We start from the raw sequence: 26,054 nt of genomic DNA on the forward strand, positions 1-26,054 counted from the left end.
GCGGTATGCGGGCGCGACAATCTTCCGCAGGTTTCGTGCCTGAGGGAAACGGGCATTCGGCCGTGTTTCGGGGGACGGCGGGCACGGGTTTGGCCTGGCGTTCGAAGGTTGTTCGAATTGTGACGGCTGTTCGGCGGCCATGAGACGGCCCTGGGACGGCCGTGAGCCGTCTGTGGACGGTGCTCGGGCGAGGCCTACGCCACGGTCAGTCCGGCTCGAGCCTGATCGGACCGCGCGCCTGCGCCGAGAGAGTCGTCGCTCTGGTCCAGGGCGTCCCGTATGCCGGTCGCGACGGCGGGGTGCAGGGGCAGGGCGAGGTGGCCGACGCCTGTGACCTGTACGTTCTGTGCCAGCAGGTCCGGGTGGTCGACGCAGGCCGACTCCAGCGGATCCATCAGGTGGTCCAGGTCGCTCCAGAAACTGACGAAACGCGTACGGCAGTCCGGCGCGGGCAGGCGCAGTTCCTCGATGACCTCCGAGCCGGGGCGCATCTGGCGGACGATCGGGTGCGCGTTGGCCAGCGGGGCGACCCGGGTGCCGGAGTGCGGGGTGCCGAGGGTGACGAGCGTACGGACGCGGAGGTCACCGCCGAGTCGCTGTACGTAGTAGCGCGCGATCAGGCCGCCCAGGCTGTGCCCGACGATGTCCACCCGCGGCTGGCCCGTGCGCCTGCAAATCTCCTCTATGTGCCGGCCGAGCAGTTCGGCAGCAGTGCGGATGTCGCAGGTCAGCGGGGAGTAGTTGAGCGACTCGACCTGCTGTCGGCCGTGCTGCGCCAAGGAGCGGCGCAGCAGGACGAAGACGGAGCGGTTGTCGATGAAGCCGTGCAGGAGGACGACCGGGGCCTTCGGCTCCGTCGGCAGGGGCGTGGCGCGGGTTTCGGGGAGCGAGGAGGGTTCCGGGTCCGGGGTCCGGCGTTCCTGGACGATGCCCGACGGATAGAGAAGCAGATGCCCCGCCAGGATCGCGATCTCCAGGGCGGTCGCCTTGAGGAGAGCGATGGAGAGCCCCGTCAGCCTGATCGGCAGGACGCGCTCGCAGAGCGGAAGCATGGGCAAGACTGCCCGGATGACCTTCATGGCCGACCTCCTGTCGGCACCCGGGGGACTTCCCTGTCCCCTGTGTGCCCTCATGGGAGTCGCGACGAGAGCGGCCGGTGGTGGCGTCGGCGGTGGTACACGAGTGGGGCGTGTGGTCTGTGCGACGTCAAGGGATGGCGAAGCTCCTTGCCGTACGGCGACGAAGCTCCCCGCTGTCGTGCCTTCCTGCCCTTCGTGCCATCTCCGATGCACCGCACCTCCACGCCGCGCGGCTCGCGACGCGGTGGCACGACGACCTCGATGCGGCTCCCCTCGCGCCGGTCCCGCCGGTGCGCGGCGAACGTGTCCCACCATGTGATTTCCCCCTCGCCGAACGTCGCGAAACTGCCGGTTGAGGGATGCTTGACTTAACGTTCGTTCACTTCATGGAGGCAGTGATGGGTGTGGCAGCCGGTCCGATCCGCGTGGTGGTGGCGAAGCCGGGGCTCGACGGCCACGATCGCGGGGCCAAGGTGATCGCGCGGGCACTGCGGGATGCGGGTATGGAGGTCATCTACACCGGCCTTCACCAGACTCCCGAACAGATCGTCGACACGGCGATCCAGGAGGACGCCGACGCCATTGGGCTCTCTGTCCTTTCCGGTGCGCACAACACGCTTTTCGCGGCCGTGATCGACCTTCTGCGAGAGCGGGACGCGGACGACATCAAGGTGTTCGGGGGCGGGATCATTCCCGAGACGGACATCGCGGCGCTCAAGGAGCTGGGCGTCGCGGAGATTTTCACTCCCGGTGCGACCACGGCTTCGGTTGTGGACTGGGTGCGGGGGCATGTACGGGAGTCTGCTGGGTCGTAGGGCTTCGGTGTGGATGGTGCCTGGCCGCAGGTCAAGCATCTCCCACCCGCGCGTCCGTCGCCAGTTCTTCCGCCATCGCCGCCCGCAGCCGCAACGTGCCCACCAGGCGCTGGAACGCCTCGGCCCAGTAGGTGCCCGCGCCCGGTGAGGCGTCCTCGCCTTCGTCGGGGATCGCCAGCAGGCCGTCGAGACGGCCGGCCTCGCAGGGGTCCAGGCAGCGTTCCGCCAGCCCCATCACCCCGCTGAAGCTCCATGGGTAGCTGCCCGCGTCCCGCGCGATGTCGAGCGCGTCGACGACTGCCCGCCCGAGCGGCGGAGCCCACGGCACCGCGCACACCCCGAGCAACTGGAATGCCTCGGACAGGCCGTGCGTCGCGATGAATCCGGCCACCCATTCGGCCCGTTCGGCGGAATCGAGCGTGGCGAGCAGCTTCGCCCGCTCCGCCAGGGACACCGCGCCGGGCCCGCCCGCCTCGGGTGTCGAGGGTGAGCCGAGGAGCGCCCGGGCCCAGCCGGCGTCCCGCTGCCGCACCGCCGCCCGGCACCACGCGGCGTGCAGCTCGCTCTGCCAGTCGTCGGCCACCGGCAGCGCCACGATCTCCTCCGGAGTACGCCCGCCGAGCCGCCCAGGCCACGATCCGAGCGGGGCGGCCTCCACCAACTGGCCGAGCCACCACGACCGTTCACCGCGCCCGGACGGGGCCTTCGCCACGACGCCGTCCCGTTCCATACCGGCGTCGCACTCGTGCGGCGCCTCCACGACGAGCGAGGGCCCACCGTTCGCATCGCCGCTGCCCCCGCTCATGCCGTCCGCGCTGTTCGTGTGGTCGAGCGCCACGCACGTTCCGGCCCGGACCGCCATCCGCGCGGCGAGCGCCGAATCCGGCAGCGCCGACAGCAACTCCGCGGCCGTCGCCCGGACGTTGCGGCTGCGGTCGGCCAACGCCCGCTCCAGGAAGGGCTCGTCCTCGGAACGCAGCCCCGTGCGGAGCGAGTCGAGGAACATCAGCCGGTCCTCGGCCCGTTCCGTCGGCCAGGTCGTCTCCAGCAACTCTCGGGCGGCAGCGGGCTCCCGCGCGCGTATCGCCGCGAGGAGGGAGACCCGCTCGGCGAACAGACCCTCCTGCCAGAGCCGCTGGATCCGCTCGGTCTCCTCCGCCCCGGGCAGGGCCGTACCCCCGCCCGGGGTGGCGCGCAGGGCGAATCGCCAGTCCGTGTTCAGCCGGGCGAGCCACAGTGCGCGCGGGCCGGCGAACTCCAGCGCCGCAGGCCGCAGATCCGTACGCCCTCTGGCCGCGTCGAGCAATGCGGGCAGCGTCTGGGGAGGGGCCGCGAAACCGTGCGCGTTCGCCGCCGCGAGCCACTGGGGCAGCAGCTCCATCAGGTCCGGCGCCGTGCCCCGGCGACCGCTGCCGCCGGGGATGCCGGGCCGGTCGGCCAGCAGCAGGGACAGCCTGCGGGCCGCTGCGGGGGGCAGCAGCGGGCGCGGGTCCGCCGCGGCGGGCTCAGGTCGCGCGGCGGCCCGGGCCGGCCGCAGCCCCGCTCGCCGCCGTACGGTCTCCACGGCCGCGGCGTCGAGGAGCGCGACCGGCGCCTGTCTGCCCGGCGGGCAGCCCGGGGGCGTACGCCGCTCCGTGCCGAGCAGTGCCGCGGTGACCAGTTCCTCCCAGGCGCCCGCTGCGGGTGCACCCAGGGGAGCCGAGTCCTCGGGGGCGGAGGCCCTACTGCCGTTCATGAGATTCCCTTTCCTCGGAAGCCGGCGATCGCTCGGTCGTTCGTCATTCGGTCGTTCGAGTCGTCCGGTCGGGAGTTGTGGAGGCGCGGAGTGCGCGTGCCTCAGCACAGGGGGATCGCCTGTCCCACCGCCCCGTCCGGCCAGACGGTGAGCGGGGTGAAACCCTGGTGACCGCACTCGCCGAAGACCGTGACGGGGGCGCCGCCCGAGAGAGCGACGAGGCGCCACAGGCCGGGGTGAGCGATGGCGGAGGAGGTCAGGGGCAGCGCCAAGTCGGTGTCGGCGTCCGCCAGTTGCCAGGAGCCGCCGTCCGGGACCGGTATGACGCGGTTCAGCGTCACCGGGTACGAGTCCAGCCAGGGGTCGCCCTGGAGCGCGTCCCCGTAGAGCTCCGCCGCGCGTGTGGTCGTCGTCCCCGGCGGCCGTACGTCCGTCGGCGCGGGAGGGGTGAACCGCTCGCCCAACGACGCCCGCAACTGCCCGGCGCCCGGATACCCGGACACCTCCGCCTCGAAGGCCAGCCCGACCGGCAGCGCCAGTTCGGGGGCGCGGCCGGCTGCCCCGTACGAGAGGAGCAGCGCGGTGCGGCCCGACTCCGCGCCGTGCAGCCAGATCCGGCGGGTCGTGAGGCGGGCGTCCGCCGTCTCGTACTGGGCGAGGACCAGCCAGCGGTCGCGCACCGGCGGGCCGTCCGCGGAGCCGGGCAGGCCGATCCGTGACCGTACCGTCGCCGCCAGGCCGTCCGGCAGCTCGTCCCGGCGCAGCCAGCCCCGGTCGAGGAGGTGGAGCAGTGCGCACTCCTCCAGCAGCCGCACCGGCCAGCCCGGGCCGGACGCCGGTATCGCCCCCAACTCCCTTACTCGGGCGGCCAGTCCGGGGGCCTGCGCGTCCACCATGCGGGCCGCGGTCTCCTCCCACAGCCCGTACCCCGCCTGCTCCGCTGTGGCCAGGCCGCCGCGCAGCAGGTCGGCGAGGCGCTGCTCCAGCTCCGTCGCCCCCGCCGTGATCCGCTCGGCCCGGCGCTCCGATCTGCGCCGCGCCGCCTCCGGATCACCGGAGGGGGAACCGGCCGCCCCCGCCGCCCGTTTCTCCTCCGTCCGCTTCCGTCGCCCCGCCAGCCACTCCTCCGCCCAGCCCGGCGCCTCCCCTCGCGGCACCGCGCCGTCCTCGCCCGCCCAGAGCAGCAGCAGTCCGAGCGCGTGCTTGCACGGAAACTTGCGGCTCGGACAACTGCACTTGTACGCGGGCCCGGTGGCGTCCGCGATGTCGACGACCGTCTGATACGGCTTGCTGCCACTGCCCTTGCACAGTCCCCACACCGTCCCCTCGTCAGAACTGCCGGCCTCCGACCACGGCCCGGCCGCGCCGAGTTTGCTTCCCGCTTTGCGTGACGAGACGTCAGGCGCCAGTGCCAGCACCTGATCCGCCGTCCAGCGCACCCCCTGCTGAGTCATGACATCGAAGGTAGATCCCGGCACTGACAATCGGCCCTCGGCCCGCTCCCCGCTCGGCTTCCGAAATCACATTTCCGCAGGTCAGAACGCATTGTCAGTGGCGTGGTGCAGTGTGGTCACCAGATCCGAACGGGCCAAGACCGGCCGAGCTGGAGGGGGACCGAGCCATGCCTGTTTCCGCTGAACCGACATCCGTCGACCCGCGTCACGAGCAGTCCGCGCACGCGAACGGCACGGAGGAACTGCGCCCGCACGCCGAGGACGCCTTCGCCGCCGAACTCGCGGCGCTGGCCGCGCAGGACGACCGCCCGCGCCCCGCCCGTTGGAAACTCTCGCCGTGGGCGGTGGCGACCTATCTGCAGGGCGGCACCCTGCCCGACGGCACCGTGATCACCCCGAAGTACGTGGGCCCGCGCCGCATCGTCGAGGTCGCCGTCACCACCCTCGCGACCGACCGTGCCCTGCTGCTGCTCGGCGTGCCCGGCACGGCGAAGACCTGGGTGTCCGAGCACCTGGCGGCGGCCGTCAGCGGAGACTCGACACTGCTGGTCCAGGGCACGGCCGGCACGCCGGAAGAGGCGATCCGGTACGGCTGGAACTACGCGCGGCTGCTCGCGCACGGTCCGAGCCGCGAGGCTCTCGTACCCAGCCCCGTCATGCGGGCGATGGCGGAGGGGATGACGGCCCGTATCGAGGAGCTGACCCGTATTCCGGCCGACGTACAGGACACGCTGATCACGATCCTGTCGGAAAAGACGCTGCCGATACCGGAGTTGGGCCAGGAGGTGCAGGCGGTACGCGGGTTCAACGTGATCGCGACGGCCAACGACCGCGACCGCGGGGTCAACGAGCTGTCCAGCGCCCTGCGTCGGCGCTTCAACACGGTTGTGCTGCCGCTGCCGGAGAGCGCCGACGCCGAGGTCGACATCGTCTCGCGCCGGGTCGACCAGATCGGCCGCTCGCTCGACCTGCCGGCCGTACCGGACGGCGTCGACGAGATCCGACGGGTCGTGACCGTCTTCCGTGAACTGCGCGACGGCATCACGTCGGACGGCCGGACCAAGCTGAAGTCGCCGAGCGGCACTCTGTCCACGGCCGAGGCGATCTCGGTCGTCACCAACGGCCTGGCCCTGGCGGCCCACTTCGGCGACGGCGTCCTGCGGGCCTCCGACGTCGCCGCCGGTCTCCTCGGCGCCGTCGTCCGCGATCCGGCGGCCGACCGGGTCGTGTGGCAGGAATACCTGGAGGCGGTGGTCCGCGAGCGGGACGGCTGGAAGGACTTCTACCGGGCGTGCCGAGAGGTGAGCGCATGAGCCGGGACGCGGGCGTGGGCGGACGGGGCGTGAGTACGGGATGTCGGTGGGGGGAGATTCGGTGCTCGTGCGGGTCGGTGCGGTGAGCGCGGCTGTTGGTGACGACGGCTCGACGTGGCGCGGGAGGGAGACGGCGTGACGGACACGGAGGGTGGCACCGGGCCGCTGCTGCTCGGCGTGCGGCATCACGGGCCCGGGTCGGCGCGGGCGGTGCGGGCCGCGCTGTCGGCGGCGCGGCCGGCGGTCGTCCTGATCGAGGGGCCGCCCGAGGCCGACGCACTGGTCCCGCTGGCCGCCGACGAGGACATGCGGCCACCGGTCGCCCTGCTGGCCCACGCCGTGGACGAACCCGGCCGCTCGGCGTTCTGGCCGCTGGCCGAGTTCTCCCCGGAGTGGGTGGCGATCCGCTGGGCCCTGGAACACGGGGTCCCCGCCCGTTTCATCGACCTCCCCGCCACGCACACGCTGGCATGGAAGAGCGAGGGGGACGGATCCGACGGCCGGGCCTCGGACACGGACACGGATGCGGGCTCGGACACGGGTGCGAACGCGGAGGTCGATGTGCGGGTCGATCCGCTCGCCGTGCTCGCACACACCGGTGGCTACGACGATCCGGAACGTTGGTGGGAAGACGTCGTCGAGCACCGGGGGGCTGGGAGCGGGGACGTGTTCGCTCCTTTCGAGGTGCTCGAAGAGGCCATGGGTGCGCTGCGGGAGGCGTACGGGACCGGGGGCCATGACCGGGACCCGGTGCGGGAGGCGTACATGCGGCTCCAAGTGCGGGGCGCGCAGCGGGAGTTCGGGGACGCGGCGGTGGCCGTGGTGTGCGGCGCCTGGCATGTGCCCGCGCTGCGGCAGAGGGTCACCGTCGCCGCCGACCGGGCGCTGCTGAAGGGGCTGCCCAAGGTCAAGGTGGACGTGACCTGGGTGCCGTGGACGCATCGCAGGCTCGCGCGGGCCAGCGGATACGGGGCGGGCATCGACTCGCCCGGCTGGTACGGGCACCTGTTCGGAGCGCGGGACCGGCCGGTCGAGCGGTGGATGACCAAGGTGGCGGGGCTGTTGCGCGACGAGGACAGGATCGTCTCCTCGGCGCATGTCATCGAGGCGGTGCGGCTGGCGGAGACGCTCGCCGCGATGCGGGGCCGCCCGCTGCCGGGGCTGACCGAGACCACCGACGCCGTGCGGGCGGTGATGTGCGAGGGCTCGGACGTGCCGCTGGCCCTGGTGCACGACCGGCTCGTGGTCGGGGACGTGCTCGGGGAGGTCCCCGAGTCGGCGCCCGCAGTGCCGTTGCAGCGCGACCTGACGAGGATCCAGCGTCGGCTGCGGCTCAAACCGGAGGCGCTGGAACGGGAGTTGGAGCTCGACCTGCGCAAGGAGACCGACGCCGCGCGCAGTCGGCTGCTGCACCGGCTGCGACTGCTCGGCGTCGGCTGGGGCGAGCGCGCGGCGTCGCGTGGCAGTACCGGTACGTTCCGGGAGACGTGGCGGCTGCGGTGGGAGCCCGAGCTGGCGGTACGGGTCGCGGAGGCCGGCGTGTGGGGGACGACGGTGCTGTCGGCGGCGACCGCCAGAGCGGAGGCCGACGCCGTCGGCGCGGGGTCACTGGCCGACGTGACGGCACTCGCCGAGCGCTGTCTGCTCGCCGAACTGTCCGAGGCGCTCCCCGTCGTGATGCGCGTCCTCGCCGACCGCGCGGCCCTGGACGCTGACGTGGGCCACCTGGCCCAGGCCCTGCCGGCGCTGGTCCGGTCCCTGCGCTACGGCGACGTACGCGGCACGGACACCCGGGCGCTGGCCGAGGTCGCGGAGGGCCTGGCCGAACGCGTCTTCGTCGGCCTGCCCCCGGCCTGCGCGGCGCTCGACACGGACGCGGCGGAGGAGATGCGACGCCACGTGGACGCGGTCCACGGGGCGGTGGGGCTTCTCAGCGAGACCGCGACCCCGGCGCGGGAGAGAGCTCCGGCGCCGGGAGGGTTTCCAGATGACACCGAGGCTGCGGCGGCCTCTACGGGCGCGGTCACCGAGGGCGCCGCTACCGAGACGGTCGCGAGGCCCTCCGAGCTGGGGGAACCTGGTGAGTCCGGGGCGGTTTCCGGGGGTGGTTCTGGCGCCGCCCCTGCGAGCAGGGTTGTGGATGTCGCCGGGTCGGGACAGTACGGCGATCTGCGGCGGCGTTGGCACGTCGTGCTTCGGGGGTTGGCCGGGCGGGACAGTGTGGCCGGAGTGGTGCGGGGGCGGGCCGTGCGGCTGTTGCTGGACGACGGGGAGTTGGCGCAGGACGAGGCGGCGGTGCTCATGGGGCTCGTGCTGTCGCCGGGCACGGCGCCGGGGGACGCGGCCGCGTGGATCGAGGGGTTCGTCGGGGGCGGATCCGGGGCCGGGATGCTGCTCGTGCATGACACGCGGCTGCTCGGGCTGGTCGACGCCTGGCTGACCGGGGTGCCGGCGGAGGCGTTCACCGATGTGCTGCCCCTGCTGAGGCGCACCTTCTCGGCGTACGAGCCCGGGGTGCGCAGAACGCTGGGGGAACTGGTCCGGCGCGGGCCGGGGGAGCGTGGGAACACGGTGATCGGCGCCGCCGCTCTGCCGGGCTTCGCGCCCGAGCTCGACACTCGGCGAGCGGATGCCGTGCTGGCGGTGGTGCGGCTGCTGCTGGGGCCGGCGGACGCGGGCGACGGGGGCGTCGATGACAGCAACCTTGTGGGGGTGGGGACATGACAACGGCGACTGAGACGGCGGATCCGGCACAGGAGCGGTTGCGGCGATGGCGGCTCGTGCTCGGAGGCGACGCCGCGGACGGCACCGGATGCGCGCTCTCCAAGCAGGACGCCGCGATGGACGGGGCGCTCGCCGCGCTCTACGGGAGGGGCGACGGGGGCAAGGACCGGGCGGGGCGGGACCGTTCGGCCGGGCTCGGAGCGTCCGCGCCGTCGGTCGCGAGATGGCTCGGCGACATCCGGACGTACTTCCCCTCGTCCGTCGTCCAGGTCATGCAGCGGGACGCCATCGACCGGCTCGGACTGTCCGCGCTCCTCCTGGAGCCCGAGATGCTGGAAGCGGTCGAGGCTGACGTCCACCTCGTCGGCACGCTCCTCTCTCTCAACAAGGCGATGCCGGAGACGACGAAGGAGACGGCGAGAGCGGTCGTACGCAAGGTCGTTGAGGACCTCGAGAAGCGGCTTGCCACGCGGACCCGGGCCACGCTCACCGGGGCGCTGGACCGCAGTGCCCGTATCAGCAGGCCGCGTCATCAGGACATCGACTGGAACCGCACGATCGCGGCCAACCTCAAGCACTACCTCCCCGAGTACCGCACGATCGTGCCGGAGCGGCTCATCGGGTACGGGCGCGCGTCGCAGTCGGTGAAGAAGGAGGTCATCCTCTGCATCGACCAGTCCGGTTCGATGGCGGCGTCGGTGGTCTACGCGTCGGTGTTCGGCGCGGTGCTCGCCTCCATGCGGTCCATCAACACCCGGCTCGTCGTCTTCGACACGGCTGTCGTCGACCTCACCGACCAGCTCGACGACCCGGTCGACGTGCTGTTCGGTACGCAGCTCGGCGGCGGGACGGACATCAACAGGGCGCTGGCGTACTGCCAGTCGCAGATCACCCGACCGGCCGACACGGTGGTCGTCCTCATCAGCGACCTCTACGAAGGGGGCATCCGGAACGAGATGCTGAAGCGGGTCGCGGCGATGAAGGCGTCGGGCGTGCAGTTCGTGACGCTGCTCGCGCTGTCCGACGAGGGGGCTCCCGCCTACGACCGTGAGCACGCGGCGGCACTGGCCGCGCTGGACGCACCGGCGTTCGCCTGCACACCCGACCTCTTCCCGGAGGTGATGGCGGCGGCGATAGAGAAGCGCCCGCTGCCGATACCGGACACGGAGAGCCCGGTGCGGTAGGGCGGCCCGGTCGTCGGCCCGGGCCCGCGGCCCTGACATCTGTCAGGACCGCGGGCGAGCCGATCCTCCTACCGTTCGAGGTGTCACAGCGCTTCGGGGGAAGAGGGCAAGAACATGGCGGGACGCACCGGTACCCAGGCAGGGCGGGGCACGGCCGTGGGCGTACTGCTGCTGTGTCTGGCGGCGCCCGTGCTGTCGGCCTGCACGGCCGCGCCACCGAGCACGTCCCCCGAGACCACCACCCCTGAGCCGACCGTTGCCGCCCGTGGACTCACGCCCACCGATCGGCAGACCCTGGCCAAGGCCGAGGCGCTCCTGACGCGGGACTGCATGGTGAAGCGGGGATTCTCCTTCCACGTCACCGACGACCTGCCGGACGGGATCGACCGCCTCTTCCCGTACGTCGTCGATGACTTGAGCTGGGCGGCCGAGCACGGCTACGGCAGCGACATCCAGCGGAAACGGGACACCCTCGCCGCGAACGACCCGAACCAGCTCTACTTCCAAAGTCTTTCCGCGACGCGCAGGGAGGCCGCCATCGACGCGCTGAACGGCCCGGAGGCGAGGGGTCTGGAAGCGCGGGTTCCCGGCATGGGCACGGTCCAGCACAGCGATCAGGGGTGCGAGTCCGAGGCACAACGGTCCCTCTACTCCGACCTGCCCAAGTGGTACAGCGCGTGGAAGGTGACGGACGCTCTCAAGCGTTCCGTCCCGTCCGCGGTCGCACAGGACAAGCGCTTCACGGCGGCGGTCTCCCAGTGGTCGGCCTGCATGCGGGCCAAGGGACACCCGTACAGCTCCCCCTTGGAAACACGTCAGCGGTTTGTGCGGCCAGCGGGCGCGCCCGGCTCGGGCGAGTCACGCGCCGCCGAGATCGCGACCGCGAAGGCGGAGGCCCGCTGCGCGTTGACCTCGGGCCTCGCGAAGACGGCGCGCACGCTCGCGCTCGCCGAACAGGCGAAGACCGAATCCGACCATTCCACCGAGTTCACCAACAGGAAGACGCTGGAGTCCGGGGCGCTGGACCGCGCCCGGGACATCGTCAAGTCCGGCTGACTCCCCGCCTGAAAGGTATGTGGAAATGAAGAAACTGACTCTGCTCGCCACCAGTGCCGCGATGCTCTTCGCGACATGCGGCCCGGTCGTCGCCGCGCAGGCCGCGGACGGACAGGCCGCCGCGCCGCGCGCGACCCGCGCCGCCGCGGACGGCAGGCTGCACGCATGGGCGGACCCCTACCAGCGGGGCGCCCACTGCTCCTGGTCGGGCAACAAGCGTGACTGGGACTACGGCGACGACGGTGTGACGGGCAACTGCCGGCCGATGCGCAATCTCGCCTCCTCGCTGGAGAACCGCGGGTTCGCGGGCGGCTACGACGATGTCGACCTGTACTACAACCAGGACCAGAGTGGGGTGTACGCCTGTCTCGGCCGCGGTGACGCGTGGCAGGACCTGTCGCACGGGGACTACATCTTCAACTTCGGCCTGTGGTGGTGGGCGGGGAAGAACGAGTCGGTCAACGACAACATCTCCTCGCACTCCTGGACCGACAGCTGCTGACCGGTTGATGTCCGCCGTGCCGGGAGCGGGGGCCCGGCACGGTCCCGCGGTGGACGCCCCGCGACCCACCGACAAGCACACCGAGCCGTACATCGCGTCCCCGTGAACGAGCTGTGCGCACGCGGGCCGGGTGGCACCCAACGCAGCGGGGGCCGCCCGGCCCGTGCCCGTGCCCGTCAACAGCTGTGCCGAGGGCCTCACCAAGCAGATTCCAGCCTGGTGAGGCCGTTTAAACTTGCAATCTGTGACCGTAATCACCGCCCAGTTGTGATTCCTGATTTAGGGACCTGCGGGGTGCGGCGATAACCTGCGGGACGGACATGCCGCGCATTCGGACATCGTGTGCGCCACCCTTGTGACTCGGCGGACGTCACGTTGCCCTTCGCGGCACGCCCACGCAGACAACGAACCGCGAGATCACTGATAGGGACGGACGCGCGTGGACCTGTTCGAGTACCAGGCGAGGGACCTCTTCGCCAAGCACGGTGTACCGGTGCTGGCCGGTGAAGTCATCGACACGCCTGAGGCGGCCCGCGCGGCAACTGAGCGTCTTGGCGGCAAGTCCGTCATCAAGGCGCAGGTGAAGGTCGGTGGGCGTGGAAAGGCCGGCGGCGTCAAGCTCGCCGCCACCCCGGACGAGGCCGTCGCCCGTGCGACGGACATCCTCGGCATGGACATCAAGGGCCACACGGTCCACAAGGTGATGATCGCCGAGACCGCGCCCGAGATCGTCGAGGAGTACTACGTCTCGTACCTCCTCGACCGCACCAACCGCACCTTCCTCGCCATGGCGTCCGTTCAGGGTGGCGTGGAGATCGAGGTCGTCGCGGAGGAGAACCCCGAGGCCCTCGCGAAGGTCCCGGTCGACGCCAACGAAGGCGTGAGCATCGAGAAGGCCCGTGAGATCGTCGCGCAGGCGAAGTTCCCGGCCGAGGTCGCGGAGCAGGTCGCCGAGATCCTCGTGACCCTGTGGGACACCTTCATCAAGGAGGACGCCCTCCTCGTCGAGGTCAACCCCCTCGCGAAGGTCGCCTCCGGCAAGGTCATCGCCCTCGACGGCAAGGTGTCCCTCGACGAGAACGCCGAGTTCCGCCAGCCGGAGCACGAGGCGCTCGAGGACAAGGACGCGGCCAACCCGCTCGAGGCCGCCGCGAAGGCCAAGAACCTCAACTACGTCAAGCTCGACGGTGAGGTCGGCATCATCGGCAACGGCGCGGGTCTCGTCATGAGCACCCTCGACGTCGTCGCGTACGCCGGTGAGGCGCACGGTGGGGTCAAGCCCGCCAACTTCCTCGACATCGGTGGTGGCGCCTCCGCCGCCGTCATGGCGAACGGCCTGGAGATCATCCTCGGCGACCCGGACGTGAAGTCCGTCTTCGTCAACGTCTTCGGTGGCATCACCGCGTGCGACGAGGTCGCCAACGGCATCGTGCAGGCACTGCAGCTGCTCGCGGACAAGGGCGAGGAAGTCACCAAGCCCCTCGTCGTCCGCCTCGACGGCAACAACGCCGAGCTGGGTCGCAAGATCCTCTCCGACGCCAACCACCCGCTGGTCCAGCGCGTGGACACCATGGACGGCGCGGCCGACAAGGCCGCCGAGCTCGCGGCTGCGAAGTAAGGGACGAGGGACTAAACAGCCATGGCTATTTTCCTCAACAAAGACTCCAAGATCATCGTCCAGGGCATGACCGGTGCCACCGGCATGAAGCACACCAAGCTCATGCTGGCCGACGGGTCGAACATCGTCGGTGGCGTGAACCCGCGCAAGGCGGGCACGTCGGTCGACTTCGACGGCACCGAGATCCCGGTCTTCGGCTCGGTCGCCGAGGCGATCGAGAAGACGGGCGCGAACGTATCGGTCCTCTTCGTACCGCCGGCCTTCGCGAAGGCCGCCGTGGTCGAGGCGATCGACGCGGAGATCCCCCTCGCGGTCGTCATCACCGAGGGCATCGCCGTCCACGACTCGGCCGCGTTCTACGCGTACGCCGTGGCGCAGGGCAACAAGACCCGGATCATCGGCCCGAACTGCCCCGGTCTGATTACGCCGGGCCAGTCGAACGCCGGCATCATCCCGGGCGACATCACGAAGCCGGGCCGTATCGGTCTGGTCTCGAAGTCGGGCACGCTGACGTACCAGATGATGTACGAGCTGCGGGACATCGGCTTCTCGTCGGCCGTCGGTATCGGTGGCGACCCGGTCATCGGTACGACGCACATCGACGCGCTGGCCGCGTTCGAGGCGGACCCCGACACCGAGCTGATCGTCATGATCGGTGAGATCGGTGGGGACGCGGAGGAGCGTGCCGCGGACTTCATCGCGAAGAACGTGACGAAGCCGGTCGTCGGTTACGTCGCGGGCTTCACCGCGCCCGAGGGCAAGACGATGGGGCACGCCGGCGCCATCGTCTCCGGTTCCTCCGGTACGGCTGCCGCGAAGAAGGAGGCCCTCGAGGCCGCCGGTGTGAAGGTCGGCAAGACGCCGACCGAGACGGCGAAGCTGGCGCGGGAGATCCTCGCCGGCTGAGTCGGTCAGCTGAACCTTGGTGGGCCCGTTCCCCTTCTGGGGCGGGCCCACTGGCGTTGGTGCGGGTGCCGTGGGACTGCCGGTACCCGGAGCTGATGGCTGTGCCCACCCGTTCCGCCCCAGCGGAACGACTGCCCACAGCCGGGGCAGGCGACTGCCCACAGCCGGGGGCGCGCGCCCGGCTCACCTCACCTCGGTTCCGGTTGCGTTCTTTCCGGGCCGTTTGCCGTCGTGCGCGTCAGTTTTTTTCGTAGGGCCCGTTCTCGTCGCGACAACGGGCCCGGCGCAGCCTGTGGGGGTACCCCTTGCACGGTTGTTCCCGGGGGGACCGGGGGCTCGTAGCGGGTCGGGGCCGTGTGGAGGGTGAAGGCGGTGGCGCCGATCAGGGCGGCGGTGAGGGTGATCGCCGCCTGGGTCCAGTTCCGGGCGCGGCGTTCGCTGCCCGCGCGGACCGACGACGGATGGGCGGCGCGCAGACGGGCGTGGGTGGCGAGGCCCGCCAGGCGCGGGGCGAGGTGGGCCGGGTCGGCGAGGTCCGGCAGGCGGGCCGCCACCGCCTCGCGGGCGTGCAGCAGACGGTTGGCCGCCGCCAGGGTGCTCGCCTCCGTCTCCGCCGCCGTCTCGGGCAGGCCGAGGCCCAGACCGTCGTGGAGGAGCAGGGTGCGGCGGTACGGCGGGGGGAGCTCCAGGAACGCGGACAGCAGCGCGCGGTCGGCCGGGTCGGCGGCCGGTGGCTCCGGATGACGGTGGCGGGCGCGGAAGCGGTGCCAGGGGGAGAGGGCGCACTCGTACGCCGTGGCCCGTACCCACCCCGGCGGGTCCGGGTCCACGGCCACCTCGGGCCAGCGGTGCCAGGCCAGCTGGAACGCCCGCTCGACCGACTCGCGCGCCAGCTCCCGCCGCCCGGTGAGGAGATAGGTCTGCCGTACGAGGGCGGGGGCGCAGAGCGCGTAGAGCGCGTCGAAAGCCTGGGCCGGGGTGACGGGGGCGACCGGGGCGACGGATGTCGGTGCCGCCGCGAGCAGGCTCGCGTACGTCTGTGCCTTGCGTCCGCGCGGTGTCGTACGGCCGGTCTCCCATGCGCGTACCGTCTCGCGGCTGACGCCCACCCGTTCGGCGACCTGAGCCCGCGTCAGCGACTGGCACTCGCGCAGACGACGGCGTTCGGCGGGTGGAGGCAGCGGGATGGTGGGGCTCTGTGTCACCGGGGGATCCTTCGCGCGGGGTAGTGCATAAAACGCATATTGAGGGACACGTCGTAAGTTCGCCTGTTACGGCGGGAAAGCGCGTGTCGTTGGGACCATGTCGTTCGTGACCCAGACGACCGACCGCCGACTTCCCTTCCCACCCCTGCGTACCCGGGTCCGTGACCGGCTGCGCGACCGTTCCCCCGGACTGGGCGTCGGCCTGCTCGGCGGCGCGGTCGCGGCCGGCCTCGGGCTGGGTGTGTTCGCCGTACTCGTCATGGTGCTGTGGATCAGCTCGCCGTATCCGGACAGCGGCCCCGACGGCGCACTGCACATCGCCGCCGCCCTCTGGCTGCTCGCCCACGGCGCCGGACTCGTCCGCGTGGACAGCCTCGCCGGCGCGCCCGCCCCCGTCGGCGTCACCCCCCTGCTGCTGCTCGCGCTCCCGGTCTGGCTGCTGCACCGTGCCGCCCGCGACGCGACGGAGGGCCCGGAGGAGGAGGGGGCGGCCCAGGACGCGCCCCCGCTCCCCGCCCGTACCGCCTGGCTCGGCGTCGTCACCGGGTATCTGACCGTCGGCGGAGGCGTCGCGCTGTACGCGTCCGGGGGCGGGCTGCGCCCCGACTGGGCGTCGACGGCCGTATGCGTGCCGCTGCTCACCATGGCCGCGGCGGGCGCCGGGGTGTGGACGGCGTACGGCCGCCCGCACGGGCCCCTGTCGCCCGGGGTGCTGTGTCTGCTGCCCAGGTCGGTACGCCGACGCGTCCTGGATCCGGGTGTCCGTCACCGTGTCCTGGCCGCCGGGCGGACTGCCGGGGCCGGGGTCGCCGTGTTCGTCGGGGGCGGGGCGCTGCTCGTCGCGGTGTCGCTGGTGGGGCACGGCGGGGCCGCCCGGGCCTCCTTCCTCCAGCTGACGGAGGCGTGGTCGGGCCGGATCGCCGTACTGCTGCTGTGCCTGGCGCTGATGCCCAACGCGGCGTTGTGGGGCGCGGCCTATGCCCTCGGCCCGGGTTTCGCGCTCGGCGCGGGGCATGTCGCCGGCCCGCTGGCCGCCGACCCGGCGCCGCGGCTGCCGCCCTTCCCGCTGCTGTCAGCGGTGCCGGACGTCGGCCCGGGCACCCCGCTGCACTGGGCGGTCGCGGGTCTGCCGGTCGCGGCCGGGCTGACGACGGCCTGGTTCACGGCGCGGGCGGCGAGCTCAGGGGAGGGGGACGGAAAGACGCCCTGGTCGGGCGGGCGTACCGCCGCGAACGTGTGCCTTGCCGCCGCCCTGGGCGCGGGTGCGCTGGCGGTGCTGGCCGCCCTGGCGGGCGGACCGCTCGGCAGCGGCGGCCTCGCCCACGTCGGCCCGGTGTGGTGGCAGACGGGCGCGGCGGCGCTGGCGTGGACGGCGGTGGTCGCCGTACCGACGGCGCTGGGGCTGCGCGCGTGGCGGCTGCGGAACCGTCCGAAGCACACCGGCACCGGCACCAGTACGGGCCCCCGTACGGGCACGGGTACCCGTACCGGCACCAGTGGCAGCACGCTGACGCTGACAGCCCAGGCGGCTCCCGACGCGACGCGGAAGGCCCGCGAGAGCGCCGCCGACGACGCGTACGAGGCCGACGACCCCTACGAACTGGAGGCCGTCTACGACTTCCTCCCCGCCGACCCGCCGGCCCCCGAGCATTCGCCCTGGTACGACACCGTGTCCCGCGAGGCCCGCTGGGCGGCGCTCAAGGATGCGGCGTCCACACCGCCGCCGGACCCGGAAGGGACCCAGCGGTAGCCGTGCGGCCGTGGTCGGTCAGCTGTTCGTGCCGAACACCTTCCGGAGTTCCTTGGGGAGCAGGTCGGCGCAGTCCTTCTTCGCGGTGGACGTCAGGGCATCGTTCGCGCAGGTGTAGTAGTCGCGGTAGACGAACTGGAGCGTGAACGTCGTCGCGACCATCGCGAGCGCCAGGGACGCCGTGACCAGGCCGCTGATCGCGGCCGTCCGCAGCTGCCGGCCCCCGGCGCCCGTGCCCTGCGCCGGCGCCGGAGTGTCCGGGCTCGGGGTGGCGGGCTTGGCGCGCAGGGCGCTGATGCCCCAGTTCAGGGCGAGCGCGCCGAGCAGCAGCGCCACATACGCCCAGCTGAAGAGGGCGAAGAAGAAGGCCCACATGCCGCACAGCAGTGCGTACCGTGCGCGGCGCTGGGCCGGGTCCGTCGGATCCCAGCGCGGGTTGGTGCCCTGCCCGTCGCCCTGGTCCTCGGGGCCGCCCGGGCCGCCGGGCCGACGGGAGCGGTCGCCGAAGCCGCCCTGGGAACGGCCGGGCTGCCGGTCGCTCCACTGGCTGCCCCACGGGGAGTGCCCGTCGGTGTCGGAGGAGTCGTCGCCCGTCGGCCGCCGGGGCTGCCAGGGCTTGTCCGGCGTACCCTCCGGCGGTGGGGCGAACGGGTTGTCGTCCTGGGCCGTGCTCTCCTGCCCGTCGCCGTTCTTCTTGCCCGAGGGCGCCTCGGGCGGCGACGCGGGGCGCTCCCGCAGCAGCACCGACTGCGGGGGGAGCGGGAGGAGTCGCAGGCTGCGGTCCGACATCAAGTGAGCGTCTTTCCCTTGTTGATGACAACTGATGAACTGATGACAACTCTGATCTACGGAGTTGATCACGGCTGTTCCAGCGTGAGCCGTCACCCCATGAACGTGCCGCATGACGACGGCGTTCCCGGACCGGCTCCTCCCAGACGCTACCTTCCGGCCACGCCCCCGTCCCGTGGGGGCTGTCCGGACTGCCGGTATCGTTGCTGCCGGTCGGCCGCTTCGTAGACTTCCCCGTATCCCCGGGCGCGAAGCATTCGTACGACCGTACAAACGCTCCCCCGAGAAAGGGCCCCGCCGTGGCCGAGCCCCAGGCCGCCAAGCGCCTTGTCGTGCTGGTCTCCGGATCCGGTACGAACCTCCAGGCGCTCCTCGACGCCATCGCGGCCACCGGCACCGAGGCCTACGGCGCCGAGATCGTCGCTGTCGGAGCCGACCGCGACGGCATCGAGGGGCTCGCGCGCGCGGAGCGGGCCGGGCTGCCGACGTTCGTGTGCCGGGTCAAGGACCACGGCACCCGGGCGGAGTGGGACGCCGCGCTCGCCGCCGCGGTGGCCGCGTACGAACCCGATCTGGTGGTCTCCGCCGGGTTCATGAAGATCGTGGGCAAGGAGTTCCTGGCCCTGTTCGGCGGGCGGTTCGTCAACACGCATCCCGCCCTGCTGCCCAGTTTTCCGGGGGCCCACGGCGTTCGCGACGCGCTCGCGTACGGCGCCAAGGTCACCGGCTGCACCGTCCACTTCGTCGACGACGGCGTGGACACCGGACCGATCATCGCTCAGGGCGTGGTGGAGATCCGGGACGAGGACGACGAGAGCGCTCTGCACGAGCGCATCAAGGAAGTCGAGCGAAGGCTGCTCGTGGATGTCGTGGGGCGGCTCGCCCGCAACGGCTATCGCATTGAGGGACGAAAGGTAGTTATCCAGTGACCGCCGACATCACTGTCACGGCCGAGAGCAACAAGCGGGTCGTCCGACGGGCGCTCATCAGCGTCTACGACAAGACCGGCCTGGAAGAGCTGGCCCGTGGCCTGCACGAGGCGGGCGTGGAACTCGTCTCCACGGGGTCGACGGCGGGCCGGATCGCCTCTGCCGGCGTCCCCGTCACCAAGGTCGAGGAGCTCACCGGCTTCCCCGAGTGCCTGGACGGCCGGGTCAAGACCCTGCACCCCAAGGTGCACGCGGGCATCCTCGCCGACCTGCGCCTGGAGGACCACCGCAGCCAGCTCGCCGAGCTGGGCGTCGAGCCCTTCGACCTGGTCGTCGTCAACCTCTACCCGTTCCGCGCGACGGTCGCCTCCGGCGCCTCGCCCGACGAGTGCGTGGAGCAGATCGACATCGGCGGCCCGTCGATGGTCCGCGCCGCCGCCAAGAACCACCCGTCGGTCTCCGTGGTCACCAGCCCGGCGCGGTACGCCGACGTCCTGGCCGCGGTCAAGGACGGCGGCTTCGACCTCGCCGCCCGCAAGCGGCTGGCCGCCGAGGCCTTCCGGCACACCGCCGAGTACGACATCGCGGTGGCGAGCTGGTTCGCGAGCGCCTACGCGCCCGCCGACGACTCGCAGTTCCCCGACTTCATCGCGGCCGCCCTGGAGCGCAAGAGCACCCTGCGCTACGGCGAGAACCCGCACCAGCCCGCCGCGCTCTACGTCGACGGCACGGGCACCGGTCTCGCGGAGGCCGAGCAGCTGCACGGCAAGGAGATGTCGTACAACAACTACACGGACACGGACGCCGCCCGCCGTGCCGCGTACGACCACACCGAGCCCTGCGTCGCGATCATCAAGCACGCCAACCCCTGCGGTATCGCGGTCGGCGCGGACGTCGCCGAGGCGCACCGCAAGGCCCACGCGTGTGACCCGCTGTCGGCGTTCGGCGGCGTCATCGCCGTCAACCGGCCCGTCAGCAAGGAGATGGCGGAGCAGGTCGCCGAGATCTTCACCGAGGTCATCGTCGCGCCCGACTACGAGGACGGCGCCCTTGAGGCCCTCGCCCGGAAGAAGAACATCCGTGTGCTGAAGGCCCCGGCCGCGCCCGCGCACCCCGCCGAGGTCAAGCCCATCGACGGCGGCGCGCTCCTCCAGGTGACGGACCGTCTCCAGGCAGAGGGTGACGATCCGGCCAACTGGACCCTGGCGACGGGCGAGGCGCTGTCCGCGTCCGAGCTCGCGGAACTCGCCTTCGCCTGGAAGGCGTGCCGGGCCGTCAAGTCCAACGCCATCCTGCTGGCCAAGGACGGCGCCTCGGTCGGCGTCGGCATGGGCCAGGTCAACCGCGTCGACTCGGCGAAGCTGGCGGTCGAGCGGGCGGGCGAGGAGCGGGCGCGGGGCGCGTACGCGGCCTCGGACGCGTTCTTCCCGTTCCCCGACGGCCTCGAGATCCTCACCGCCGCCGGCGTCAAGGCCGTGGTGCAGCCCGGCGGTTCGATGCGGGACGAGCTGGTCGTGGAGGCGGCGCAGAAGGCGGGCGTCACGATGTACTTCACGGGGACGCGGCACTTCTTCCACTGAGACCTACGAGGTCTGCGCGGCCTGCGGCCCATCGGAACCTCGGGTTCCGGTGGGCCGCAGGCCGTGGTGGACGGTCGCGGGGGTTCCCGGACCGGAATGGCGCATACCTGGGTACAGAGGCCGGGATTCCGCTGAGACGGTGTGACGACAGACAACGCGTCTGTTCCCAGTCGCCTCCGGAGGTCCGAAGATGCGCAGCAGAACCCGTGGAATCCGTTTCCTCGTCGCCGCCGCCACAACCACGCTCACCCTCGGGCTCGGGCTCGGGCTCGGCACCGGGTCGGCAGCCGCGGCCGGGCAGAGCACGACGGCGGTCCCGTGTTCGTCGGGGTTCGTGTGTCTGGGGTCCATCGACGGGATGAGAACGGTGAACGTCCGGCAGGGGGCGACCGCCTCCTTCTCTCCCCCGATGGAGGCGGCGGCGATCACCAACAGGACGTCGATCTGGTACTGCGTGGCCGGCACCCACAACAGTGCCGTCCCGCCGGGCGACACCCTGTTCGGGATCGACGGCATCATCGTCAGCCGGCTGTTTCCGTCGCCCAGCGGCTCCTGTCCGGCGTAAGGAATTATTGGACTGGTAAGGGCTTCTCAGGGACTTCGCGTCGGCGAGGGTGCGGCGTTGGCCGCTCGTTCGCAGTTCGGCCAGTCGTGGAAGTCGTGGTCCTTGCTCCACAGGCGCTTGGCCGCCTCGATGTTCCACGCCGGGTCCAGGGCCCGCCGTGGGGTGCCGCCCAGTTCGCGCAGACGGGCGTCGGAGATCTGGAACACGCCCCAGTTACGGGTGCCGTTGGTGTTGGGGAGGATGTGCAGCGGGTCCAGGAAGGACTGGCAGTCCGCGATGGCCACCGCCTTGTCGGGCGCCTCCCCGAACACGGCGCGGACGCGTTGGCGCACCTTTTGAGGCGACCACACGTTCATACGTACGTTCGGCGACGCGTACAGGGCCTTCTTCGTCGCGTCGTCGACGATCCCGTTCGGCGGGAGGCCGGCGAACACCTGGAACGCGGTGACCCGGCGCAGGGTCTGCGGCCCGAAGTCCGAGTCGACGCCGATGTCCGCGCCCTTGTCGTGCAGCAGTTGCTGCACCTCGTGGACGCAGGTGTCGTGCTCTCCCATGGCGACCACCGAACGGCAGCCCGCCGAGAACAGCACACGGTCGTCATGGCTGGCGGACGACGCCTCCTCCGTCGACATGACCCAGGCGGAGATGCCGAGCGTCAGGACCGCCGCCATCGCGGCGGCGACCATGGAGTAACGGGTGCGGTGCACCGGGGCGGGGAACGGCGTCGCGGGTAGCTCGACGACGGCCGTGTCCGTCACCGCGTTCGCCGTCTCCTCGCCGGTGTCCCCGTTCGGCTCCGTGCCCGCCTCCCCGCTCTCCTTGAGCCGGGCCGTGTCCGCGAGTGCCCACAGCCGGTGCAGGGACCGCAGTTCGTCCGGGGACGCGCCGCAGACGGTGCCGATGCGGTGGACGCCGCCGTAGTCCTGCGGCACCGAGGTGCCCTTGCAGTAGCGGTGCAGGGTGGAGCCGGCGATGTCGGTCCGCTTGGCGAGTGCTTCGTAGCTGAGTCCTGATCTGTTCTTCAACGCGCGCAGTGTCGCGGCGAGTTGTTCGGATTCCGGGTGTGCGGGCATGGTTTCCCCCCATGGCACGTGGTCAGACGCTCCAGTAGCCGGGCCACTGTGCCACGCGGGCCGTCCCATGGCCGTTCCAACGATCTCGGAACGTGCCAGGCGAACGGCGTCCCACCGTCCCGGCATCCCAACGGGCCCTATTTCCTTGCCCGGCGAGTACGTGCCTTGTCAGCGTCTGGCTGCCGAGCACCGGTCGACTCACCCCGTCGACATCTCGGCCGACGAACTCAAGGAGACCAGTCCCATGAAGCTTTCCGTACGCAGGCCGCGCCGCCTCAGGCCGCTCTTCGCGGTCCTCGCCGTCAGCGCGGCGGCGGTCACCTCCCTCGCCGTGCCCACGTCCGCTTCGGCCGCACCGGCGACCGTCGCCGCCGTCGACTGTGCGAGCGGCGACGTCTGCTTCTGGACGGGCGCCAACTTCACCGGCCGCAAGTGTTCCTGGGACTCCGCCGACCCCGACTGGCTGGGCGGCGACACCCGGTGCTCTTGGGCTGCCACGACGAACGTGAAGTCGGTGTGGAACGCCGGCACCAGCTCGTCCTCCGGCGTCGCCTACTACCTGGACGCCGACTACAACGACCGTGTCGGCTGCACCCGGCAGCAGCACGGCGGCAACCTCGCCGGCACCTACAAGGTCCGCTCCCACAAGTGGATCAGCGGCAGCTGCGGCTGAGCCCGGGAGCGGGACCTCGCGCGCGGGGGCGACGCACCAGGGCCGTGTCTCCCTCGGAAGGGTGAGACACGGCCCTGGACGACGAACGGCGGGCACGTGACGCCCCGCGGTCGCTTACTAGTTCTGGATGACCATCGTGCTCGAGGCCTTGTCGTGCCAGCCCTGCTGGCGGCCCGACTTGTCCCAGAACGGGGACAGGAACACGAGGAGCTGGCCGATGCCGCAGGCGAGGCTGCCGACGACCGGGATGATCCAGCGGATGAACGACGAGCCCAGGCCGGGCTTCTGGCCGGTCTCGGCCTTCACGACGCGGATGCCGACGGCCATCTTGCCGAGCGTCGCGCCGAACAGGCCGGTCATCAGCCACTCGTAGAGCAGCCCGGCGAGAGCGAGGACGCCGAACACGGCGCCGAGCTTGCCGACCATGTCCGCGCTCGCGTTGTTGATGCAGGTGTTGTAGTCGGCGGCGTTCGGGTCGCAGTCCTTGGCCGAGTTGATGAAGCTCGCTACGCCGGCGAAGCTCAGCACGAAGTAGACAACACCGAGGATCAGCCAGTCGATCACCCGGGCGCCGAAGCGGCGGCCCATCGAGGCGACCCGGGGGCCGGGGCCGCCGGGGTATCCCGGCTCCTGGGGGTAGCCGGGCTGCTGCGGGTAGCCGTAGCCCTGCTGCGGAACGCCCTGGGGGGCCTGCGGGTAGCCGTATCCGGGCGGGCCCGGCTGACCGGGCTGCTGCTGGGGGTGGCCGTAACCCGGCTGGGGAGCCTGCGGTTGCTCGTAGGGGTTCTGGGGCGAGCCGAAACTCATGGCTGGTATTCCTCCATTGCACTGCGGGGACGGCACGGATGGCATGGAGGAACATCATGAAATGAGCGGTTTGCCCCCCAACGCGGACCGCGATACTGCGCCGTTCATCGTCGTTGGCGGGCAAGCCCTTGTCCAGCCGGATCCGCCAGGAGTTGTGCAAGTGCAACATCGGTGATCATGCGCGCACGATGGACGAAAAAGGAACGTGGTGCCCAGGCGGCCACGGAATGGACCCGGATTGAACCGGGACCCCGTCATCCGCGAGGATGGGGGTATGACCGCCCAGATTCTCGATGGCAAGGCCACCGCAGCCGCGATCAAGTCCGATCTGACCGCCCGCGTGGCGGCGCTGAAGGAGAAGGGCGTCACGCCCGGCCTCGGCACGATCCTCGTCGGGGACGACCCCGGCAGCCAGAAGTACGTCGCCGGCAAGCACCGCGACTGCGCGCAGGTGGGCATCGCCTCCATCCAGCGCGAGCTGCCCGCCACGGCCACCCAGGAGGAGATCGAGGCGGCGGTCTGCGAACTGAACGAGGACCCTGCCTGCACCGGCTACATCGTCCAGCTGCCCCTGCCCAAGGGCATCGACGAGAACCGCGTCCTCGAACTGATGGACCCCGACAAGGACGCGGACGGTCTCCACCCGATGAACCTCGGCCGCCTCGTCCTGAACGAGCCGGCCCCGCTCCCCTGCACCCCCAACGGCATCCTCACCCTCCTTCGCGCGCACGGCGTCGAGATCAAGGGCGCGGAGGTCGTGGTCGTGGGCCGCGGTGTCACCATCGGCCGCCCGATGCCGCTGCTGCTCACCCGGCGCAGCGAGAACGCCACGGTGACGCAGTGCCACACGGGTACGCGTGACCTGGCCGCCCACCTCCGCCGCGCCGACATCATCGTCGCCGCCGCGGGCTCGGCCCACCTGGTCCGCGCCGAGGACGTGAAACCGGGCGCCGCCGTCCTCGACGTCGGTGTCTCGCGCAGCGCCGAGGGCAAGATCGTGGGCGACGTCCACCCGGACGTCGCCGAGGTCGCCGCCTGGATCTCCCCGAACCCCGGCGGAGTGGGCCCGATGACCCGCGCCCTGCTGCTCGTCAACGTGGTCGAGGCGGCGGAGCGCAGTGTCGGCTGAGGCGGAGGACAGGCGGGCGGAGCCCGCGACGGCGTCCGACGAGCTCCCCGAGCCCACGGCCGTCGACCCGGTCAGCGCGCCGGACGCCGAGGGGCGTCCCCGGCGTACGACGCGTCGCTTCCCCCTGTTCACGCGGGACACCGCGCGTCCCGAGGGCGGCGGCCGGGCGGCCCCGGGGGGCGCGCCGGCGCCCGCTCGGCAGTGGCCGATCCTCGTCGTGCTGAGCGCGGTCGGACTGGGGTTGCTGCTGACCGCGCTCGACGTGTTCCGGTACGGGACGCTGCTGATCGGGGCCGCACTGCTGGCCGGTGCGGCGCTGCGCTGGGTGGTGCCGGACGTCGGGATGCTCGCCGTCCGCTCCCGGTTCACGGACATGGTCACGTACACGGTGCTGGGCACGGTCATCGTGCTGCTGTCGATGATGGCGCAGCCGGACCCGTGGCTGAAGATCCCGATCCTGGACGACACGCTGCACTACACGATCAGCAGCCAGGACGGTTAGGACCGGACGGACGACCAGACGACCAGACGACCGGACGACCCGGCGACCCGGCGACCCGGACGGACCGGACGACCGGACGGACCGTACTTCGGGCAGGCGGGAACCGATCCGCCCCCTGACGTCGTCAAAGGCCTCGGACCGGCCGACGAACGTCGAGGAGGACCCGGGATGAGCGCCTGGCAGCCGCTGCCGGACGATCTGCCGCCCGAGGTGCGGCACTTCGTGGAGCAGGTGCGGCTGCTCAAGGACCGCACCGGGCTCAGTCTGGCCGCGCTGGGCGCGCGCACCGCGTACAGCAAGTCCTCCTGGCAGCGGTATCTCAACGCGACCCAGCCGCCGCCCCGGCAGGCGATAGCCGCCCTGTGCCGGGTCGCGGGCCTGGCTCCCGCCGACGCCGAACGCTTCGGCGTCCGCTGGGAGCTGGCAGTCCAGGCCTGGCCCCGCCCGCCGGCCCCGGCACCGGAATCGGACCGGTCGCGGCAGGAGGGCGGGTACGAGGAGGAGGTGCCCACCCTTCCGTGGTGGGTGGAGTCCGTGCCCGAGTCCGCCAGGAGTTCCGGGGTCCCCGTGGACTCGTCCCGGCGGGTCCTGGTCGTCGCCGTCCTTCTCGCACTGGTGCTCGCATTGGTCGCGGTGGTCGGTGCTGTCGCTTTTGGTTGATGCGGC

Annotated in this window: 23 protein-coding genes; 16 read left to right on the top strand and 7 right to left on the bottom strand. The window is 71.7% G+C overall.

Features of this window, described 5'->3' with window-relative positions; translation table 11 throughout:
* Window positions 1–194: 194 nt before the first annotated feature.
* Entirely contained in the window at window positions 195–1,079 is an 885-nt protein-coding gene (locus ADL01_RS07550; RefSeq protein ID WP_053741120.1) for an esterase/lipase family protein, read from the bottom strand.
* A 398-nt stretch (window positions 1,080–1,477) separates the two neighbouring features.
* Between ADL01_RS07550 and ADL01_RS07555 the strand changes: the two genes are divergently transcribed.
* Entirely contained in the window at window positions 1,478–1,894 is a 417-nt protein-coding gene (locus ADL01_RS07555) for a cobalamin B12-binding domain-containing protein (RefSeq protein ID WP_053741158.1), read from the top strand.
* Window positions 1,895–1,925: 31 nt separating this feature from the next.
* Here the strand turns inward: ADL01_RS07555 and ADL01_RS07560 are convergent, their stop codons facing one another.
* Together ADL01_RS07560 and ADL01_RS07565 are read right to left on the bottom strand one after the other, a co-directional pair.
* The gene (locus tag ADL01_RS07560; protein ID WP_053741121.1) at window positions 1,926–3,629 is read right to left on the bottom strand and encodes a DUF5691 domain-containing protein; all 1,704 of its coding nucleotides are present in this window, start codon (window positions 3,627–3,629) and stop codon (window positions 1,926–1,928) included.
* Window positions 3,630–3,730: 101 nt separating this feature from the next.
* Window positions 3,731–5,083 (bottom strand): SWIM zinc finger family protein, encoded by a 1,353-nt coding sequence (locus tag ADL01_RS07565; protein ID WP_053741122.1) that lies wholly within the window; start codon window positions 5,081–5,083, stop codon window positions 3,731–3,733.
* 167 nt (window positions 5,084–5,250) lie between these two features.
* Between ADL01_RS07565 and ADL01_RS07570 the strand changes: the two genes are divergently transcribed.
* The 7 genes from ADL01_RS07570 to sucD all read left to right on the top strand — a co-directional run bounded on the left by ADL01_RS07570 (window position 5,251) and on the right by sucD (window position 14,386).
* A complete protein-coding gene (locus ADL01_RS07570) occupies window positions 5,251–6,396 on the top strand; it encodes an ATP-binding protein (RefSeq protein WP_053741123.1) in 1,146 nt (381 codons plus the stop codon).
* Window positions 6,397–6,531: 135 nt separating this feature from the next.
* Window positions 6,532–9,120: a DUF5682 family protein gene (locus ADL01_RS07575; protein ID WP_053741124.1), complete on the top strand. Its 2,589-nt coding sequence runs from the start codon at window positions 6,532–6,534 to the stop codon at window positions 9,118–9,120.
* Window positions 9,117–10,304 carry a VWA domain-containing protein gene (locus ADL01_RS07580; protein WP_053741125.1) on the top strand — a complete coding sequence of 396 codons (1,188 nt, stop codon included), beginning with the start codon at window positions 9,117–9,119 and terminating at the stop codon, window positions 10,302–10,304. The genes ADL01_RS07575 and ADL01_RS07580 overlap by 4 nt, the downstream gene beginning before the upstream one ends.
* Before the next feature lie 114 nt (window positions 10,305–10,418).
* A complete protein-coding gene (locus ADL01_RS07585) occupies window positions 10,419–11,360 on the top strand; it encodes a hypothetical protein (RefSeq protein ID WP_053741126.1) in 942 nt (313 codons plus the stop codon).
* A gap of 25 nt (window positions 11,361–11,385) precedes the next feature.
* On the top strand, window positions 11,386–11,862 hold the full coding sequence (locus ADL01_RS07590; RefSeq protein ID WP_053741127.1) for a hypothetical protein: 477 nt from the start codon (window positions 11,386–11,388) through the stop codon (window positions 11,860–11,862).
* 439 nt (window positions 11,863–12,301) lie between these two features.
* Window positions 12,302–13,480, top strand: coding sequence for an ADP-forming succinate--CoA ligase subunit beta (gene sucC, locus ADL01_RS07595; protein ID WP_053741128.1), 1,179 nt, complete (start codon window positions 12,302–12,304; stop codon window positions 13,478–13,480).
* Between the two features lie 21 nt (window positions 13,481–13,501).
* Window positions 13,502–14,386 carry a succinate--CoA ligase subunit alpha gene (sucD, locus tag ADL01_RS07600; RefSeq protein WP_053741129.1) on the top strand — a complete coding sequence of 295 codons (885 nt, stop codon included), beginning with the start codon at window positions 13,502–13,504 and terminating at the stop codon, window positions 14,384–14,386.
* A 188-nt stretch (window positions 14,387–14,574) separates the two neighbouring features.
* Here sucD and ADL01_RS07605 read toward each other — a convergent pair whose 3' ends face one another.
* Window positions 14,575–15,591 (bottom strand): transcriptional regulator, encoded by a 1,017-nt coding sequence (locus ADL01_RS07605; protein ID WP_053741130.1) that lies wholly within the window; start codon window positions 15,589–15,591, stop codon window positions 14,575–14,577.
* Between the two features lie 97 nt (window positions 15,592–15,688).
* Between ADL01_RS07605 and ADL01_RS07610 the strand changes: the two genes are divergently transcribed.
* Window positions 15,689–17,341 (top strand): DUF6350 family protein, encoded by a 1,653-nt coding sequence (locus ADL01_RS07610; RefSeq protein ID WP_053741131.1) that lies wholly within the window; start codon window positions 15,689–15,691, stop codon window positions 17,339–17,341.
* An 18-nt stretch (window positions 17,342–17,359) separates the two neighbouring features.
* Here ADL01_RS07610 and ADL01_RS07615 read toward each other — a convergent pair whose 3' ends face one another.
* Window positions 17,360–18,130 carry a hypothetical protein gene (locus tag ADL01_RS07615; protein WP_053741132.1) on the bottom strand — a complete coding sequence of 257 codons (771 nt, stop codon included), beginning with the start codon at window positions 18,128–18,130 and terminating at the stop codon, window positions 17,360–17,362.
* Window positions 18,131–18,429: 299 nt separating this feature from the next.
* Between ADL01_RS07615 and purN the strand changes: the two genes are divergently transcribed.
* From purN to ADL01_RS07630, 3 genes are all read left to right on the top strand, one after another.
* Window positions 18,430–19,059 carry a phosphoribosylglycinamide formyltransferase gene (gene purN / locus ADL01_RS07620; protein WP_053741133.1) on the top strand — a complete coding sequence of 210 codons (630 nt, stop codon included), beginning with the start codon at window positions 18,430–18,432 and terminating at the stop codon, window positions 19,057–19,059.
* A gap of 8 nt (window positions 19,060–19,067) precedes the next feature.
* Window positions 19,068–20,639 carry a bifunctional phosphoribosylaminoimidazolecarboxamide formyltransferase/IMP cyclohydrolase gene (gene purH / locus ADL01_RS07625; protein ID WP_053741159.1) on the top strand — a complete coding sequence of 524 codons (1,572 nt, stop codon included), beginning with the start codon at window positions 19,068–19,070 and terminating at the stop codon, window positions 20,637–20,639.
* Window positions 20,640–20,829: 190 nt separating this feature from the next.
* A complete protein-coding gene (locus ADL01_RS07630) occupies window positions 20,830–21,204 on the top strand; it encodes a hypothetical protein (protein ID WP_053741134.1) in 375 nt (124 codons plus the stop codon).
* Between the two features lie 26 nt (window positions 21,205–21,230).
* Here ADL01_RS07630 and ADL01_RS07635 read toward each other — a convergent pair whose 3' ends face one another.
* Window positions 21,231–22,277 carry a helix-turn-helix domain-containing protein gene (locus tag ADL01_RS07635; RefSeq protein WP_053741135.1) on the bottom strand — a complete coding sequence of 349 codons (1,047 nt, stop codon included), beginning with the start codon at window positions 22,275–22,277 and terminating at the stop codon, window positions 21,231–21,233.
* Window positions 22,278–22,521: 244 nt separating this feature from the next.
* On the opposite strand from ADL01_RS07635, the gene ADL01_RS07640 reads away from it, so the two are divergent.
* Window positions 22,522–22,950, top strand: coding sequence for a peptidase inhibitor family I36 protein (locus ADL01_RS07640; RefSeq protein WP_053741136.1), 429 nt, complete (start codon window positions 22,522–22,524; stop codon window positions 22,948–22,950).
* Between the two features lie 117 nt (window positions 22,951–23,067).
* On the opposite strand, the gene ADL01_RS07645 is transcribed toward ADL01_RS07640, so the two are convergent.
* Complete coding sequence (locus tag ADL01_RS07645) at window positions 23,068–23,757, bottom strand: RDD family protein (protein WP_053741137.1); 690 nt, start codon at window positions 23,755–23,757, stop codon at window positions 23,068–23,070.
* A 274-nt stretch (window positions 23,758–24,031) separates the two neighbouring features.
* Between ADL01_RS07645 and ADL01_RS07650 the strand changes: the two genes are divergently transcribed.
* The 3 genes from ADL01_RS07650 (at window position 24,032) to ADL01_RS07660 (ending at window position 26,048) form a co-directional block, all read left to right on the top strand.
* A complete protein-coding gene (locus tag ADL01_RS07650; RefSeq protein ID WP_053741138.1) occupies window positions 24,032–24,886 on the top strand; it encodes a bifunctional methylenetetrahydrofolate dehydrogenase/methenyltetrahydrofolate cyclohydrolase in 855 nt (284 codons plus the stop codon).
* Window positions 24,876–25,388 carry a DUF3017 domain-containing protein gene (locus ADL01_RS07655; protein ID WP_053741139.1) on the top strand — a complete coding sequence of 171 codons (513 nt, stop codon included), beginning with the start codon at window positions 24,876–24,878 and terminating at the stop codon, window positions 25,386–25,388. Before ADL01_RS07650 ends, ADL01_RS07655 begins: the two co-directional genes overlap by 11 nt.
* Window positions 25,389–25,556: 168 nt before the next feature.
* A complete protein-coding gene (locus ADL01_RS07660; protein WP_053741140.1) occupies window positions 25,557–26,048 on the top strand; it encodes a helix-turn-helix domain-containing protein in 492 nt (163 codons plus the stop codon).
* Window positions 26,049–26,054: the final 6 nt, after the last annotated feature.

This window comes from Streptomyces sp. NRRL WC-3618 (genome assembly GCF_001280005.1).
In the GTDB taxonomy this organism is placed as follows: domain Bacteria; phylum Actinomycetota; class Actinomycetes; order Streptomycetales; family Streptomycetaceae; genus Streptomyces.

Excerpts from the sequence above, each read along its gene's own strand:
- ADL01_RS07550 (WP_053741120.1), bottom strand. The coding sequence starts at position 1,079 with ATGAAGGTCATCCGGGCAGTCTTGCCCATGCTTCCGCTCTGCGAGCGC.
- ADL01_RS07585 (WP_053741126.1), top strand. The coding sequence starts at position 10,419 with ATGGCGGGACGCACCGGTACCCAGGCAGGGCGGGGCACGGCCGTGGGC.
- ADL01_RS07565 (WP_053741122.1), bottom strand. The coding sequence starts at position 5,083 with ATGACTCAGCAGGGGGTGCGCTGGACGGCGGATCAGGTGCTGGCACTG.
- ADL01_RS07650 (WP_053741138.1), top strand. The coding sequence starts at position 24,032 with ATGACCGCCCAGATTCTCGATGGCAAGGCCACCGCAGCCGCGATCAAG.
- ADL01_RS07615 (WP_053741132.1), bottom strand. The coding sequence starts at position 18,130 with ATGTCGGACCGCAGCCTGCGACTCCTCCCGCTCCCCCCGCAGTCGGTG.
- sucD (WP_053741129.1), top strand. The coding sequence starts at position 13,502 with ATGGCTATTTTCCTCAACAAAGACTCCAAGATCATCGTCCAGGGCATG.
- ADL01_RS07610 (WP_053741131.1), top strand. The coding sequence starts at position 15,689 with ATGTCGTTCGTGACCCAGACGACCGACCGCCGACTTCCCTTCCCACCC.
- ADL01_RS07635 (WP_053741135.1), bottom strand. The coding sequence starts at position 22,277 with ATGCCCGCACACCCGGAATCCGAACAACTCGCCGCGACACTGCGCGCG.
- ADL01_RS07630 (WP_053741134.1), top strand. The coding sequence starts at position 20,830 with ATGCGCAGCAGAACCCGTGGAATCCGTTTCCTCGTCGCCGCCGCCACA.
- ADL01_RS07590 (WP_053741127.1), top strand. The coding sequence starts at position 11,386 with ATGAAGAAACTGACTCTGCTCGCCACCAGTGCCGCGATGCTCTTCGCG.
- ADL01_RS07645 (WP_053741137.1), bottom strand. The coding sequence starts at position 23,757 with ATGAGTTTCGGCTCGCCCCAGAACCCCTACGAGCAACCGCAGGCTCCC.
- ADL01_RS07560 (WP_053741121.1), bottom strand. The coding sequence starts at position 3,629 with ATGAACGGCAGTAGGGCCTCCGCCCCCGAGGACTCGGCTCCCCTGGGT.
- ADL01_RS07555 (WP_053741158.1), top strand. The coding sequence starts at position 1,478 with ATGGGTGTGGCAGCCGGTCCGATCCGCGTGGTGGTGGCGAAGCCGGGG.
- ADL01_RS07570 (WP_053741123.1), top strand. The coding sequence starts at position 5,251 with ATGCCTGTTTCCGCTGAACCGACATCCGTCGACCCGCGTCACGAGCAG.
- ADL01_RS07660 (WP_053741140.1), top strand. The coding sequence starts at position 25,557 with ATGAGCGCCTGGCAGCCGCTGCCGGACGATCTGCCGCCCGAGGTGCGG.
- ADL01_RS07580 (WP_053741125.1), top strand. The coding sequence starts at position 9,117 with ATGACAACGGCGACTGAGACGGCGGATCCGGCACAGGAGCGGTTGCGG.
- ADL01_RS07640 (WP_053741136.1), top strand. The coding sequence starts at position 22,522 with ATGAAGCTTTCCGTACGCAGGCCGCGCCGCCTCAGGCCGCTCTTCGCG.